Raw genomic sequence first — 13,466 nt, forward strand, 5'->3', positions numbered from 1 at the left:
CTCCTAGAGGCCCGACTCGGAGGTGCGGACCAGGATGCGGCGGCAGTTCTCGCACCGCAGCACGGTGTCCGGGGAGGCCGCCTTCACCTCGTTGACCTCGGTGATGTTGAGTTCGAGGCGGCAGCCCTCGCAGCGGCGCTGGTAGAGCTTGGCCGCTCCGACGCCGCCCTCCTTCTCGCGCAGCTTGTCGTAGAGCTTCAGCAGGTCGGCCGGGATCGAACCCGCCACGACCTCGCGCTCCTTGCCGACCGTGGCGGCCTCGCCGTCGATCTCGCCGAACGCGGTGTCCCGGCGGCCCGTCGCGTCGTCGATCTTCGCCTGGACCGAGGAGACCCGGCCGGTGTACTCGGCGACGCGCTCCTGCGCGGACTCGCGGCGCTCCATGACCTCGAGGACGACGTCCTCCAGGTCGCCCTGGCGCTTGGCGAGCGAGGCGATCTCCCGCTGGAGGTTCTCCAGGTCCTTGGGGGAGGTGACGGCGCCCGAGTCCAGGCGCTGCTGGTCACGGACCGCCCGCTGCCGGACCTGGTCGACGTCCTGCTCCGCCTTGGTCTGCTCGCGGGCGCAGTCGCTCTCCTCGGTCGTCGCGGCGACGAGCAGGTCGCGCAGCTGCGTGAGGTCCTTGGTCAGCGACTCGATCTCGGCGTGCTCGGGCAGGGACTTCTTCTTGTGCGCGAGCTGCTGCAGGCGGGTGTCCAGGGCCTGGAGGTCGAGCAGTCGGATCTGGTCGGCGGGCGCGGCGTTCAGTTGGGGGCTCCTGTTGAGTCGTGGTGAGAGGCCGCGTGGGCGGTCCAGGGGTCGGTGACCGTCTTCGAGACGTGGACGCGAAGGCCCCATCCGTTCCGGTCGGAGATCTCGTCGAGCTGGGCTGCGGCCAGCTCGCACCAGGGCCACTCGGTGGCCCAGTGCGCCGCGTCGAGCAGCGCGAGAGCGGTGCGTTCGCGGGCCTCGGACGCCGGGTGGTGGCGCAGGTCCGCGGTGAGGAAGGCGTCGACGCCGGCGGCGCGCACGTCGTCGAAGAGGCTGTCGCCGGAGCCGCCGCTGACCGCGACGGTGCGGATCAGCGCGTCCGGGTCGCCGGCGACGCGGATTCCCTGCGCGGTGGCGGGCAGCCGCTTCGCGGCGCGCTCGGCCAGCTCGCCCAGGGTCAGGGGGTGGTCGAGTTCGCAGATCCTGCCGAGTCCGCGGCGGCCGCGGGGGTCCGCGGTGTCCGGTACGAGGGGACGGACGACCCGCAGGCCGAGCGCGCCCGCGAGTGCGTCGGAGACGCCCGGGTCGGCGCGGTCGGCGTTGGTGTGCGCGACGTGCAGCGCGACGTCGTGCTTGATCAGGTCGTGGACGACGCGGCCCTTGAAGGTGGAGGCGGCGACCGTCGTCGTACCCCGCAGGTAGAGGGGGTGGTGGGTGACGAGCAGCTGGGCGCCGAGGGAGACGGCCTCGTCGGCGATCTCCTGGACGGGGTCGACGGCGAAGAGGACCCGGGAGACCTCCGCGTCGGGGTCTCCGCAGACCGTGCCGACCGCGTCCCAGCTCTCGGCGAGATCGGCGGGCCACAGGGCGTCGAGCGCGGCGATGACTTCAGACAGACGGGGCACGGAGAAAGGCTACCTTCCCCACGTCCCACGCAGGTCGCGCGTTACGGAGGGCTACGGGGTGGCTACTTGACGGGGGTGGCGCGGGCTCCGTCCGGAGAGGGGTCGTTCCCCTCACATCAGGACCTCCCGGCACGGCTGCACAGCACACCCACCCCTCCCCCCTCAGCCGAATCGGGACATCGCCACCCTTCTGTGTGAAGCGGACGCTCGTCGGTGCCACGTCAGTGCGTACGAAAACTAGCTTCGGGGCCGGAGGTGACACCCACGATGACTGCGCCACCAGCGCCGCCACCGACCCAGGCCCCCATCCGCGTCCGCGCGCCCGCGCGCCCCACGGGGTGCACGATCGCGGCGGACGGTTCGTACGCGGCACGCCTCGCCCGCGCCGCCGGAGCGCCGGACTCCTGGTATCCCGAACGCTGGACCCTCGGTTCCGCCGAGCCGTACGCGGTGCCGCTCCCCGGCCATCAACCCGAGGAGCCGTCCACCGAAGTGCTCCCGATGGCCGACGGCCGTGTCCTGATCCACCGCGTGGCCGGCGAGCGGCACACCTTCTCCCTGCTCTATCCGACGGGCCCGGGCACCGGCGAGGTGCCGCTCGGGGCCGTGGAGTGCGGCGAGCTGAGCCTGCTGCCGCCGGCGCCGGGCGGCGACCGCGCGTACGCCCTCGCGCCCGGGGCCCGCTCCTCGGACATCTGGCTGGTGGCGGGCGGCACCTTCGGTCCCGAGCACCTCGCCGCGGTGCCCGGCCGCTGCTCGGGCGGCGCCTGGCTCGACGGCACGGACCGCATGCTCGCGCTCGACCGCGAGCTGGACGGCCGCACCAAGACGGTCGCCGTGGATCTGGAGCGCGGCGGCGAGGTCTCCCCGCTGCTGCAGATCGCCGAGGAGAGCGACGACCGGCTGCTGCTCGCCGACACCGGCAGCGGCCTGCTCCTGATCCGCTCCGACGCCCCGGGCCGGCCCCGCCTGGGCTGGGGCGTCCTCGGCGGTACGCGGCCGGTGCGGTTCCCCGAGTGCCTGTCGCCGCCGGATCTCGTCGTGACGCCGTTCGCCGTCCAGCCCGGGCAGGTGCTGACGCCGGAGACGTGCGCGGTGGCACTGCGGATCGACGGCCCGGCGGGGGGCGGGGGCGGGCGCGGAAATGGGATCGGGGGCGGGGGCGGCAGTTGGGTTGGGCTGTGGCGGCCCGCCGAGCGGCGGCTTCACCAACTGGCCGCCCCTGAGGGGTGGTTGACCGGCTCGGGCTGGTGGACGCCGGACGGCACGCTGTGTCTTCCGTACGCGACGGCGGCGGTGCCGTGCGGAGTGGCGCGGGTGACCGTTCCCGTACCGCCGACCGGCGAAGCCGCCCCTCCGGACACCGGGGCCGGAGCCCTGCCGGACGACGTACCGAACCCGCCACCGCCACCCCCCGCGCCGTCCCCCGCACCATCCCCGGCCGAGGACCCGAGACCCCCTGTCGCACGCCCCGTACCGCTCCAGCAGGCACCCCTCGGCGGGCGGACGACGGCCGGTTAGACTCGCCCGGCTGTACGAACGATCTTCATATACGGGGTGAATGGCTTGACTACGACCGAGACCGTCACGGAGACACAGCAGAACACCGCACCGCAGATGTCGTCGACCGTGCCCACCGGCGCGCGAACCGGGGCCGGCAAGCACCGGGGCCCGGTGGCCGAGCACGACGAGGCGACGGCGCCGCGGGGGCGGCACCGCAGGCAGGACCAGCGGTCCTGACCCACGTATTGCAGAAAGGTCTCACCCCTGGGCCGCCACGAGCGGCCCGGGGGTGAGACTTTTTCGCAACCCGGCTAACCCCGCTTGAGCCCCAGTACCTCCGCCGCCGCGAACGTCTCGTTCGGCGGGCGGTCCGCGTAGTACGGGGAGAGCACCTCGTCCAGCTCGTCGAACGTGAACGTCTCCTTCCCCGAGTCGAACTTCGCCGCCACCCTGGGCCGTTCGACGACCGCGACCATGCCGCCGTGGACCACGAGCAGCTGCCCGTTGACCTTGGCCGCGGCGGGCGAGGCCAGATAGCCGACCAGCGGCGAGACGTGCTCGGGCGCCAGCGGGTCCATCGGGTCCAGCGAGTCGAGCGGGCCGTCGGCCGGGTCCCGGCCCTCCCGGCCCTCCCGGCCCTCCCGGTGTGCCGGGATGCCGGCGAAGACGTCCTCCGTCATACGGGTGCGGGCCCGGGGGCAGATGGCGTTGGCGGTCACCCCGTACTTGGCGAGGGCCAGCGCCGTCGACGTCGTCAGCCCGACGATCCCGCCCTTCGCCGCCGCGTAGTTGGGCTGGCCGGCCGAGCCGGCGAGGAAGGCCTCGGACGAGGTGTTGACGATCCGGCCGTAGACCGGACCGCCCGCCGCCTTGGAGCGGGCCCGCCAGTGGGCCGCCGCGAAGTGGGTCGTGTTGAAGTGGCCCTTGAGGTGGACGCGGATGACCGAGTCCCACTCGGCCTCGCTCATCGAGAAGATCATCCGGTCCCGCAGGATGCCCGCGTTGTTGACAAGGATGTCGAGCCTGCCGTACGTGTCGATCGCCGACTGGACGAGCGCGCCCGCCTGCCCGTGGTCGGCGACGTCCCCGGTCTGGGCGACGGCCTCTCCGCCCGCCGCACGGATCTCGGCGACGACCTCCTCGGCCGGCCCCGCCGACGCCTCGCCCGAGCCGTCGCGGCCCGGCTGCCCGAAGTCGTTGACGACGACGCTCGCGCCGAGCCGGGCCAGTTCCAGGGCCTCGGCGCGACCGAGCCCGCGTCCCGCACCGGTGACGATCGCGGACAGGCCCTCAAGTGGCAGTGACATCGAAGTCCTTTCGGAGCGGGGCGGGGTGGGGTGGGGTGGGGTGGGGCGGGGCGGGTCACCCACGGCTGCGGTGGGGCAGGCCGGGACCGGACGCGACGGAACGCGACGCGACGGAACGGGGCAGGTCAGGCGGTCAGATCTCGATGCAGGTGCGCAGGGCCGCGCCCGTGCGCATCTGGTCCAGCGCCTCGTTGATCTCGGCGAGCTGCACGCGGTGCGTGATGAGGCCCGCGAGGTCGATGCGGCCGGCCCGCCAGAGGGCGATGGCCCGCTCGTACGAGGTGAGGACGTCGCCGCCGCCGTACATGGAGGGCAGGATGCGCTTCTCGTCGAAGAACAGCTCGAACATGTTGAGCTGGAGATGGTCGTCCATGGCGCCGGCGCCGACGACGCACAGCGTGCCGCCGCGCCGCGTCGTCTCGTACGCCGTGCGGGCCGTGGCCGACTTGCCGACGACCTCGAAGACGTAGTCGAAGCCCTCGCCCGAGGTGATCCGCTGTTTGGCGTCGGCCAGTTCGCCGGGCGCGACCGCCTCGGTGGCGCCGAACCTCAGCGCCGCCTCCCGGCGCGCGGCGACCGGGTCGACCGCGACGATCTGGGCCGCACCCTTGAGCCGGGCCCCCTGGATCGCGGAGATGCCGACGCCGCCGCAGCCGATCACGGCGACCGACGAACCGACCGCCACGTCGGCCGTGTTGACCGCCGCGCCGAGCCCCGTCGTCACGCCGCAGCCGATCAGCGCCGCTATGTCGAAGGGCACGTCGTCGGGGATCGGCACGGCGCAGCCGGCGTCGACGACGACCTCCTCGGCGAAGGTGCCGGTGCCCGCGAAGCCGAACACGTCGGAACTTCCGCCGGAGCGCCTGAAGTTGGGGGTGCCCGCGTTCATGAACCCGGCGAGACACAGCTGCGTCTGGCCGCGTTTGCAGGCCGGGCAGGTGCCGCAGGCGGGGAGCCAGCAGAGCAGGACGCGATCGCCCTCGGCGAGGCCGGTGACGCCGTCGCCGACGTCGATGATCTCGCCGGCGCCCTCGTGGCCGGGGACGAAGGGCGCGGGCTGGGGCAGTACCCCGTTCATCGCCGAGAGGTCGGAGTGGCACAGCCCGGTGGCCCGGACCCGGATCTTCACCTTGCCGGGGCCGAAGCCCGCCGTCTCGATGTCGTCGAGGACCTCGAGCTTGTCCTGGCCTGTCTCGTGCAGTACGGCTGCGCGCATGGTGCGGCTCCTCTCGTACGAAGATCCGGTCGCGCCCGAGCGAGCCCGAGCGGGTCGGGGGCGGCCGGGCGGGTCGGGGGGCGGCCGGGCGGATCGGGGGGTGGCCGGGCGGGTCGGGGGCGGCCGGGCCGTGTCAGGCGTGTTCGACGACGGTGTCGGCCAGGACCGGCGCGTCGTCCCGTTCGACCGCGGTGACGGTGGCCTGCACCCGGCCGTCGGTGCGCCACATGCGGATCCGCAGGGTCTCGCCGGGGAAAACGACTCCCGTGAAGCGGGTGCCGTAGGCGCGCACCCGTGACACGTCGCCGCCGAGCTGGGTGTCGACGACGGCCTTGAGCGTCATGCCGTAGGTGCACAGGCCGTGCAGGATCGGCTTGTCGAAGCCGGCGAGGGCCGCGAACTCGGGGTCGGCGTGCAGCGGGTTCCAGTCCCCCGAGAGGCGGTAGAGGAGGGCCTGGTCCTCGCGGACGGGGCGCTCGACCTCCAGGTCGGGGTCGCCCTCAGGGGCGGGGAGGCGGGTGGAGGGGCCGCGGTCGCCGCCGAACCCGCCCTCGCCGCGCACGAAGATCTGGGCGTCACTGGTCCACAACGGGCCCTCGGCGTCGGCGACTTCGGTGCGCAGGACGAGGATCGCGGCCTTCCCCTTGTCGTAGACCGCGGCGACCCGGGCGGTGCTGACGGCCTCGCCCTTGACGGGGATGGGGCGGTGCAGCGTGATGCTCTGGCCGCCGTGCAGGACGGCGGCGAGGTCCACCTCGATGCCGGGCGCGGAGAGTCCGCCGACGACGCCCATGCCGGCGCCCGCGACGGTGGCGAAGCTGGGCAGGACGTGCAGCCGGGACTCCAGCGTGTAGCGCAGCTCGGCCGGGTCGGTGGCGGGGCGTCCGGCGCCGAGGCCGAGGTGGTAGAGCTGGACGTCCTTGTGGTCCCAGGCGATCTCGGCGGACCGGGGCTCGGCGGCCACGGCCTTCACGGCGTCAATGGGCATGGGCGGGCAGCTCCTTGGGCCGGCAGCAGAAGACCTCGGTGCGGCCGTCCGCACCGTCGGCCGCACCGAGGTCGCAACAGGGCCGTTCTAGAACGCGTTCCAGTCCGGCGATCCATGTATAGCCGAGCCCTTGACGGTTGGGAAGACTCCTGACGTGACGTCAGATCGTGGTCGGATACGCGTCGGGTACGTGTCAGACAAGCATCGGGTACGTGTCAGGCACGCGTGAGATACGGGCGAGGTACGCGTGAGATCCGTTCCCGGCGGCCCGCCCGTGACATTTGTACCGGCCGGGTCCATACAGCCGGATCTGCCGCCGCCCGCCCCGGATCCGTAGCGTCACACCCATGACACGGACGATGCCCTCCCCACCCGACGCAGGGTCGCGGCCCGCCGGGAACGGGACCGGGGCCAGAACCAGGACCGGGGCCGGGACCAGGCGCGATGACGGTGCCGCCCCGCCGGACACCGACGACCGGTTCGTACGCTGTCGTCCCGCAACGGCGACCCGCACACCGCGGCCGCCCCGAAGGTGAGGACGGGAAACGCCGACATGTCCCGGACGAACGGGTGAATGGACGAACGGGTGAATGGATGAACGGGTGAACGCCATCAGCCGCCGCGTGCGCGCGTGGCAGACCGCGCGCGCCGAATGGAAGAGCGCCCGCGACGAGTGGAAGACGGAGTACCGGCGGAGCAAGGCCGACCGGCGGCGGGGCCGCGGGAACTGCCGGGACGCCGAGCACTTCGGCCCGCCGCCCACCGGCTTCGCGCTGCTCCCCTGGCTCCTGATGGGCATGGGCGCCGTCTCCCACCTCCTCCAGGGCGAGACCCCCAACCCCTGGATCGGCGGCATCGGGCTCTTCGTCTTCAACTCCCTCTACGTCTTCATCGCCTTCCGCGCCTTCGACAAGCACAAGCGCCAGGCCCGCTCCACGCTGGTCGCCCTGATCGCCCTCGGCCTGCTGACCGTCGGACTCGCCGTCGGCTACGGCGGCAACTGGCTGCTCTTCTTCCCGCTGCTCGGCCTGGCCGTGGGGGCGGTCGTACGCGGCCGTGGGCTCGGCCCCATCGGGCTGGCCCTGGGCGCGCTCGCGGGGGCCGTCGGCGGGTACAAGGACGGCTGGGGCGCGGTGAACATCGCCTACGGCACGTTCCTCTCCACCATGGTGACGGCCGCGATCCTCTCCCTCTCCGAGGCGGTCCGCGAGCTGCGCGACACCCGCGAGGAGCTGGCCCGCGCCGCCGTCGAGAAGGAACGCCTCCGCTTCTCCCGCGATCTGCACGACCTGCTCGGCCACACGCTCTCCGTGATCGTGGTGAAGGCGGAGGCCACCCGCCGCCTGGCCCCTCGCCACCTGGACGCGGCGCTCGACCAGGTCGCCGACATCGAGTCCGTCGGCCGGCAGGCGCTCACCGAGATCCGCGAGGCCGTCACCGGCTACCGCGAGGGCAGCCTCGCCACGGAACTGGACCGCGCCAGGGACCTGCTGGCCGCCGCCGGCATCGACACGACCGTCCGCCAGTCCGGTCCCCCGCTCGCCCCGCAGACCGCGGCCCTGCTCGGCTGGGTGGTCCGCGAGTCCGCCACCAACGTCGTACGCCACTCCGGCGCGGCCCACTGCGAGATCGAGGTCACCGGAACCCCCGAACGGACCCGCCTGACCGTCACGGACGACGGCCGCGGGCCGGGCGAGGGCACACCCGGCAGCGGCCTGAAGGGCCTGGCCGAACGCCTCACGGCAGCGGGCGGCTCCCTCACCTCGGGCCCGACAACCCCCCACCCAGGCTTCCGCGTCACGGCCCTCCTCCCGACCACAGAAGCGGACCCGGACCCGCCCCTCACGCCCGAGCCGGTTGGGGAGGAGCGGGGTTGGTGAGCTGAGGCCTGATCGGCGCGGCACATGAGTCGCCGGCCGAAGTGGACGTCGGCCCTACCCTGTTCCCTGTGAACGAAATGCCGCGGGATCACCGTCCGATCAGGGGTGTGCGCGTTCTCCTCGCCGAGGACCAGGGCATGATGCGGGGCGCGCTCGCCCTGCTGCTCGGCATGGAGGAGGACATCGAGGTCGTCGCCCAGGTCGGCGCGGGGGATGAAATCGTCGACGCGGCGCTGACCTCCCGGCCCGACGTGGCGCTCCTCGACATCGAACTGCCGGGCCGCAGCGGCCTGGACGCCGCCGCCGACCTGCGCGAGGAGTGCCCCGACTGCCGCGTCCTGATCCTGACCACCTTTGGCCGGCCCGGCTATCTGCGCCGTGCCATGGAGGCCGGAGCGGTCGGCTTCCTGGTCAAGGACGGGCCGGTCGAGGAGCTTGCAGAGGCGATCCGTCGGGTGCTGCGGGGCGAGACGGTCATCGACCCGGCGCTCGCCGCGGCCGCGCTGAGCGCCGGGCCGAACCCGTTGACCGGCCGTGAGGCGGACGTCCTCAAGGCCTCCGTGGACGGCGCGACCGTCTCCGACATCGCGGGCAAGCTGCATCTGTCGGAGTCGACCGTGCGGAACTATCTCTCGGCGGCCATCGGCAAGACCGGCACACGCAACCGGATGGAAGCGGTGCGGGAGGCGCGGCAGCAGGGGTGGCTCTAGCGCCCGTTGTGGGTGCTGAGCCGTGGGCGAAGCAGACGCGGGTGCCCTTCCCGGCCCGGGGGGGGGCGTCGTTCACCACCTGAGCCGTCGAGTCGTCGAGCCGTCGAGTCGTCCTCGGAGCCTCGTCTGGCGAGATGCGTTCAGTCCTCCTGGATCACTTGCGTCCTCCCCTCGCCGTCAGAGATCCGGATGTCCCGGAGTCTGCCGTCGGGGCCCGCCTCGCCCTCCTCCCTTGTGAACCACAGGTAGCCCGAGCCCGGGGCCCTGCGCAGGGGTGGTTCGACCGTGCCGTCCCGGTACGCGTACTCCACTCGTCTCGTCTTCGGGCCCACGTGTCCGACCGTGAGCTCGCGGCCGTTCAGCTTGAACCGCACCGCGGCGAAGCTCAGGCCGTCGTCGCCGCCCGGCCTCTCGTCCTCCAGGCCGAAGGACGTCACCTTCTCCTTGCCGTCGGCCCTGACGACGATCGCGAACCAGGGACGGTCGAAGTCCGGGGCGGGGTCGGTCGTCCGCTCGTCCCACACGCCGGCCTCGGTCATCGCCTTCCGCTGGTCGCGTGCCTCGGCCTCGTCCCTCGGCACGCCCCACACCTGCAGCTCGACGCGGGCCGCCCCCTTGCCCGAGCCGCCCCCGACCTCCGTCAGCGGGGTGCGCCACGGGCTCTGGACGTGGCGGTCCAGGGCCGTGCCGCCCTCGGCAGGCGACTGCGTCCGCACCGACTGGTCCCTGCCGTCCACCACAGCGAGTGCCAGTGAGCCGGTGGAACCGGCGATCGTGACCGCGGCCAGGGCGCCGAGCACCCAGCGGCGCGCCTTCCTGCGCCGGCCGCCGCGCACCACCGCCGCGTACGGGGCTATGCCGACCTCGCACTCGTCCGCCGCCTCCGCGAGGCGGAGGGCGATGTCTCTGTGTGCGGCGTCGGGCTGCGCCGCGTCCTGCTCCCTGGTCATGACGTCTCTCCTCGGCTTCCGACCGTCTCGGTCAGTGCGGGTATGGCGCGGAGCTTGGCGATCCCCTTGGCGGCGTTACTCTTCACGGCGCCGATCGAGCAGCCCATGGCCTCGGCGGTGCTGGTCTCGCTCAGGTCTTCCCAGTACCGCAGGACGACCGCCTCGCGCTGGCGCGTGGGCAGCTCGGCGAGGGCACGCAGCAGCGCCGCCCTGTCGTCCGCCTGCGCCATGCGGTCGCCGTGCTCCGGTCTGTCCAGGACCGGCGCCGAGTCCTGCAGCGACAGGAACTCCTTGAGCTTGCGCCGGTGTCTGCGCGCGTGGGTGTTGATCATGATCCGGCGCACATACGCGTCCGGGTCTCCCGCGGCGCTCACCTTCCGCCAGGACACATAGACCCTCTCCAGTGACGACTGGACCAGGTCCTCCGCCGCGTGCTGGTCCCCCGTCAACAGAAACGCCGTACGCATCAGCTTCGACCAGCGGCTGGTGACGAACCCCTGGAACTCACCGTCCACGGCCTGCTTTCGCTCCCCCATGAATGCCTCCTCGCACATTGGAGTCCATGGAGCCCCCAAACCGTTGCCTCCGCCGCAGGAACCACGCCGCATCCCGATCCCGCTCTCGCTCCCGCCCATCAAGGGAACAGTCCGTCGGTCCTGCGCTGTTGCACCGAGCGAGGGACCGGCGTCACACGGACGCATGTCCCGCATTCACACACTTCGTACCGGGCACGTACTTCGTTCGTGCGTGCAATTCCGCGGGAGGACCTACTCATGAATGACCGGCCTTTGACCCTCATGGCTGTGCACGCCCACCCCGACGACGAGGCCACCGGAACGGGAGGAATCCTCGCGCGGTACGCGGCGGAAGGCATCCGCACGGTGCTCGTGACCTGTACCGACGGCGGTTGCGGGGACGGGCCGGGGGGCACCAAGCCCGGCGACCCCGGGCACGACCCCGCCGCCGTCGCCGCGATGCGCCGCAAGGAGCTGGAGGCGAGCTGTGAGGTCCTGAAGATCGGTGTTCTGGAGACCTTGGACTACGCCGACTCCGGGATGATGGGCTGGCCCAGCAACGACGCCCCGGGGTCGTTCTGGCGGACGCCCGTGGAAGAAGGCGCCGCCCGCCTCGCGGAGCTCATGCGGCACCACCGGCCCGACGTCGTCGTCACCTATGACGAGAACGGCTTCTACGGCCACCCCGACCACATCCAGGCCCACCGCATCACGATGGCGGCACTGGAGCTGGTCCGGTCGGAGGGGCTGACGCCGAAGGTCTACTGGACGACGATGCCGCACTCCGGGATGCGGCGGTTCGGCGAGATCATGCGCGAGTTCAACGAGGACATGCCGGAGCCGGACCCCGCCGAGGCCGCCGCGATGGCCGAGATCGGCCTCCCCGACGACGAGATCACCACGTGGGTGGAGACCACCGCGTTCAGCGACCAGAAGTTCGACTCGCTGGCCGCGCACGCCAGTCAGGGCGAGAACATCTTCTTCCTGAAGATGGGCAAGGAGAGGTTCGGCCAACTGATGGGCCTGGAGACCTTCGTACGTGTCCGGGACGGCGCCCGCCTCGCCGTCTCCGAGACCGGTCGCGAGGACGACCTCTTCGCCGGACTGCGCTGACGAGCCCGGCCCCGTCCCGGCCCTCCATTCCGGCGGCCCGCTCCCCCCCCCTCGATCCCGCTCCCCCGCTCCCCCTCGATCCCGGTTTCCTCAATCCGCCGCCGGAACCCGCCGTCCCGGCATCCACAGGAGCAGCACCACCACGCCCGCCAGCAGGATGAAGCCGCTCGTGCGGAACGCCATGGCGTAGCCGTCGGTGAGCGCCTGCGGTGACGTCGAGCCGTTCATCCGGGCGGCGGCCACCGTGGAGAGCACCGCGAGTCCGAGCGCGCCGCCCATCGTGCGGGAGGTGTTGACCAGGCCCGAGACGAGGCCCGCGTCCCCCGCCCGCGCGCCCGACGTGGCCAGGGAGGCGAGCGGGGTCGTGGCGAGGCCCGCGCCGAGCATCATCACGATGCCGGGCAGCAGGATCGAGGTGACATACGCGCCGTCGACCGTCATCGTCGACTGCCAGCCGAAGCCCGCGGCGGCCACCACGATGCCGATCACGGAGACGTTCTTCGCGCCGATCAGCGGCATCAGGCGCGGCGCGATCATGGAGCCCGTGACGACGGTGAGGGAGGACGGCATGAGGGCGAGGCCCGCCTTGAGCGGGGAGTAGCCAAGGACGTTCTGGGTGTAGAGCGTCATGAACATCCACATGGCGAACATGCCGGCGCCGCACACGAACATCGCGGCGTTCGCGGCCGACACCGTCCGTACCCGGAAGAGCTTCAGCGGCATCAGGGGCAGCTTCGTGCGCGCCTCCACCACGAGGAACGCCCCGAGCAGCGCGAGCCCCGCCGCGAGGGGCACCAGGGTGGCGGCCGCCGTCCAGCCCTTCTCCTCGGTCTGCACGATGCCGTACGCGAGGGTGGCGAGGCCCGCGGTGACGAGCACCGCGCCCGGCACGTCCAGGCGCCGGGACCGGTCGGCCGTGCTCTCGGTGAGCCAGGCGAGGCCCGCGACGATGACGAGGGCGCCGACCGGCACGTTGATCAGGAGCACCCAGCGCCAGGAGAGCAGGTCGGTCAGGACCCCGCCGACCAGTCCGCCCGCCGCGCCGCCGCCCGCGCCGACCGCCGACCAGACGCCGATGGCCCGCGCCCTCGCGGCGCCCTCGGGCACCGCCGAGGTGAGGATCGTCAGGGTCGACGGCGCGAGGACCGCGGCGCCCAGCCCCTGCACGGCCCGCGCCACGAGGAGCTGCCACTCGGACTGGGCGAGGCCGCCGCCGAGCGAGGCGGCGGTGAAGAGGCCGAGCCCGACGAGGAACATCCGCTTGCGCCCGAAGAGGTCTCCGGCCCGCCCGCCGAGCAGCATGAAGCCCGCGAAGGCTATGGAGTACGCGTTGACGACCCATTGCAGGCCGACGGCGCTCATGCCGAGGTCGGCCCGCATCGAGGGCAGCGCGGTGTTCACCACGGACACGTCGAGGACGACCAGGAACTGGCCCGCGCAGGCGGCGAGCAGCACCGCCCACACCGGGACGGACTTCTTCGGCGCGGGGGCGGAGGAGGGGGTGGCGGTGCCGGGGGCGGCCGTGTAAGTGGTGGAGGGCGTCTGGACCATGACAGCCATCCTCTCAAGCGAGACTCGAGCGGCGCATCGGGAATTCGCTGGACGAGACCTCGGACGACAGGACTAGGCCCCGTCCTCCGCCGCCCCGCCGTCCCGCTTCCCCCTCCTCCGTCCCCTTTCCGCACACTC

At 72.6% G+C, this 13,466-nt stretch carries 13 protein-coding genes; 5 read left to right on the plus strand and 8 right to left on the minus strand.

Annotated features, from left to right (window positions below; genetic code table 11):
* Positions 1 to 3: 3 nt before the first annotated feature.
* Together ACZ7DY_RS10845 and ACZ7DY_RS10850 are read right to left on the minus strand one after the other, a co-directional pair.
* On the minus strand, positions 4 to 747 hold the full coding sequence (locus ACZ7DY_RS10845) for a zinc ribbon domain-containing protein (protein ID WP_471134482.1): 744 nt from the start codon (positions 745 to 747) through the stop codon (positions 4 to 6).
* The gene (locus ACZ7DY_RS10850) at positions 744 to 1,595 is read right to left on the minus strand and encodes a Nif3-like dinuclear metal center hexameric protein (protein WP_471132880.1); all 852 of its coding nucleotides are present in this window, start codon (positions 1,593 to 1,595) and stop codon (positions 744 to 746) included. The genes ACZ7DY_RS10845 and ACZ7DY_RS10850 overlap by 4 nt, the downstream gene beginning before the upstream one ends.
* A gap of 267 nt (positions 1,596 to 1,862) precedes the next feature.
* Here ACZ7DY_RS10850 and ACZ7DY_RS10855 point away from each other — a divergent pair, with 267 nt between their 5' ends.
* Together ACZ7DY_RS10855 and ACZ7DY_RS10860 are read left to right on the plus strand one after the other, a co-directional pair.
* A complete protein-coding gene (locus ACZ7DY_RS10855) occupies positions 1,863 to 3,116 on the plus strand; it encodes a hypothetical protein (RefSeq protein WP_471132882.1) in 1,254 nt (417 codons plus the stop codon).
* A 45-nt stretch (positions 3,117 to 3,161) separates the two neighbouring features.
* Positions 3,162 to 3,335: a hypothetical protein gene (locus tag ACZ7DY_RS10860; protein ID WP_471132884.1), complete on the plus strand. Its 174-nt coding sequence runs from the start codon at positions 3,162 to 3,164 to the stop codon at positions 3,333 to 3,335.
* Between the two features lie 74 nt (positions 3,336 to 3,409).
* Here the strand turns inward: ACZ7DY_RS10860 and ACZ7DY_RS10865 are convergent, their stop codons facing one another.
* From ACZ7DY_RS10865 to ACZ7DY_RS10875, 3 genes are all read right to left on the minus strand, one after another.
* A complete protein-coding gene (locus tag ACZ7DY_RS10865; protein ID WP_471132887.1) occupies positions 3,410 to 4,405 on the minus strand; it encodes a 3-oxoacyl-ACP reductase in 996 nt (331 codons plus the stop codon).
* Between the two features lie 133 nt (positions 4,406 to 4,538).
* Positions 4,539 to 5,621, minus strand: coding sequence for a Zn-dependent alcohol dehydrogenase (locus ACZ7DY_RS10870; protein WP_471132889.1), 1,083 nt, complete (start codon positions 5,619 to 5,621; stop codon positions 4,539 to 4,541).
* 133 nt (positions 5,622 to 5,754) lie between these two features.
* Positions 5,755 to 6,609 (minus strand): MaoC/PaaZ C-terminal domain-containing protein, encoded by an 855-nt coding sequence (locus tag ACZ7DY_RS10875; protein WP_471132891.1) that lies wholly within the window; start codon positions 6,607 to 6,609, stop codon positions 5,755 to 5,757.
* Positions 6,610 to 7,199: 590 nt separating this feature from the next.
* On the opposite strand from ACZ7DY_RS10875, the gene ACZ7DY_RS10880 reads away from it, so the two are divergent.
* Entirely contained in the window at positions 7,200 to 8,489 is a 1,290-nt protein-coding gene (locus tag ACZ7DY_RS10880; RefSeq protein ID WP_471132894.1) for a sensor histidine kinase, read from the plus strand.
* Between the two features lie 77 nt (positions 8,490 to 8,566).
* Positions 8,567 to 9,199, plus strand: a complete 633-nt coding sequence (locus tag ACZ7DY_RS10885) for a response regulator (RefSeq protein WP_471134484.1) — start codon at positions 8,567 to 8,569, stop codon at positions 9,197 to 9,199.
* Between the two features lie 140 nt (positions 9,200 to 9,339).
* Here the strand turns inward: ACZ7DY_RS10885 and ACZ7DY_RS10890 are convergent, their stop codons facing one another.
* Both ACZ7DY_RS10890 and ACZ7DY_RS10895 read right to left on the minus strand, forming a co-directional pair.
* Complete coding sequence (locus ACZ7DY_RS10890; protein ID WP_471132896.1) at positions 9,340 to 10,149, minus strand: hypothetical protein; 810 nt, start codon at positions 10,147 to 10,149, stop codon at positions 9,340 to 9,342.
* Positions 10,146 to 10,685, minus strand: coding sequence for a SigE family RNA polymerase sigma factor (locus ACZ7DY_RS10895; RefSeq protein WP_471132899.1), 540 nt, complete (start codon positions 10,683 to 10,685; stop codon positions 10,146 to 10,148). The genes ACZ7DY_RS10890 and ACZ7DY_RS10895 overlap by 4 nt, the downstream gene beginning before the upstream one ends.
* A gap of 237 nt (positions 10,686 to 10,922) precedes the next feature.
* Here ACZ7DY_RS10895 and ACZ7DY_RS10900 point away from each other — a divergent pair, with 237 nt between their 5' ends.
* Positions 10,923 to 11,777: a PIG-L family deacetylase gene (locus tag ACZ7DY_RS10900; RefSeq protein WP_471132900.1), complete on the plus strand. Its 855-nt coding sequence runs from the start codon at positions 10,923 to 10,925 to the stop codon at positions 11,775 to 11,777.
* Positions 11,778 to 11,867: 90 nt separating this feature from the next.
* Here ACZ7DY_RS10900 and ACZ7DY_RS10905 read toward each other — a convergent pair whose 3' ends face one another.
* Positions 11,868 to 13,328 (minus strand): MFS transporter, encoded by a 1,461-nt coding sequence (locus tag ACZ7DY_RS10905; protein WP_471132903.1) that lies wholly within the window; start codon positions 13,326 to 13,328, stop codon positions 11,868 to 11,870.
* Positions 13,329 to 13,466: the final 138 nt, after the last annotated feature.

The organism is Streptomyces sp. NPDC037013, assembly GCF_055607265.1.

Excerpts from the sequence above, each read along its gene's own strand:
- ACZ7DY_RS10855 (WP_471132882.1), top strand. The coding sequence starts at position 1,863 with ATGACTGCGCCACCAGCGCCGCCACCGACCCAGGCCCCCATCCGCGTC.
- ACZ7DY_RS10865 (WP_471132887.1), bottom strand. The coding sequence starts at position 4,405 with ATGTCACTGCCACTTGAGGGCCTGTCCGCGATCGTCACCGGTGCGGGA.
- ACZ7DY_RS10870 (WP_471132889.1), bottom strand. The coding sequence starts at position 5,621 with ATGCGCGCAGCCGTACTGCACGAGACAGGCCAGGACAAGCTCGAGGTC.
- ACZ7DY_RS10875 (WP_471132891.1), bottom strand. The coding sequence starts at position 6,609 with ATGCCCATTGACGCCGTGAAGGCCGTGGCCGCCGAGCCCCGGTCCGCC.
- ACZ7DY_RS10880 (WP_471132894.1), top strand. The coding sequence starts at position 7,200 with ATGGATGAACGGGTGAACGCCATCAGCCGCCGCGTGCGCGCGTGGCAG.
- ACZ7DY_RS10885 (WP_471134484.1), top strand. The coding sequence starts at position 8,567 with ATGCCGCGGGATCACCGTCCGATCAGGGGTGTGCGCGTTCTCCTCGCC.
- ACZ7DY_RS10890 (WP_471132896.1), bottom strand. The coding sequence starts at position 10,149 with ATGACCAGGGAGCAGGACGCGGCGCAGCCCGACGCCGCACACAGAGAC.
- ACZ7DY_RS10895 (WP_471132899.1), bottom strand. The coding sequence starts at position 10,685 with ATGGGGGAGCGAAAGCAGGCCGTGGACGGTGAGTTCCAGGGGTTCGTC.
- ACZ7DY_RS10900 (WP_471132900.1), top strand. The coding sequence starts at position 10,923 with ATGAATGACCGGCCTTTGACCCTCATGGCTGTGCACGCCCACCCCGAC.
- ACZ7DY_RS10905 (WP_471132903.1), bottom strand. The coding sequence starts at position 13,328 with ATGGTCCAGACGCCCTCCACCACTTACACGGCCGCCCCCGGCACCGCC.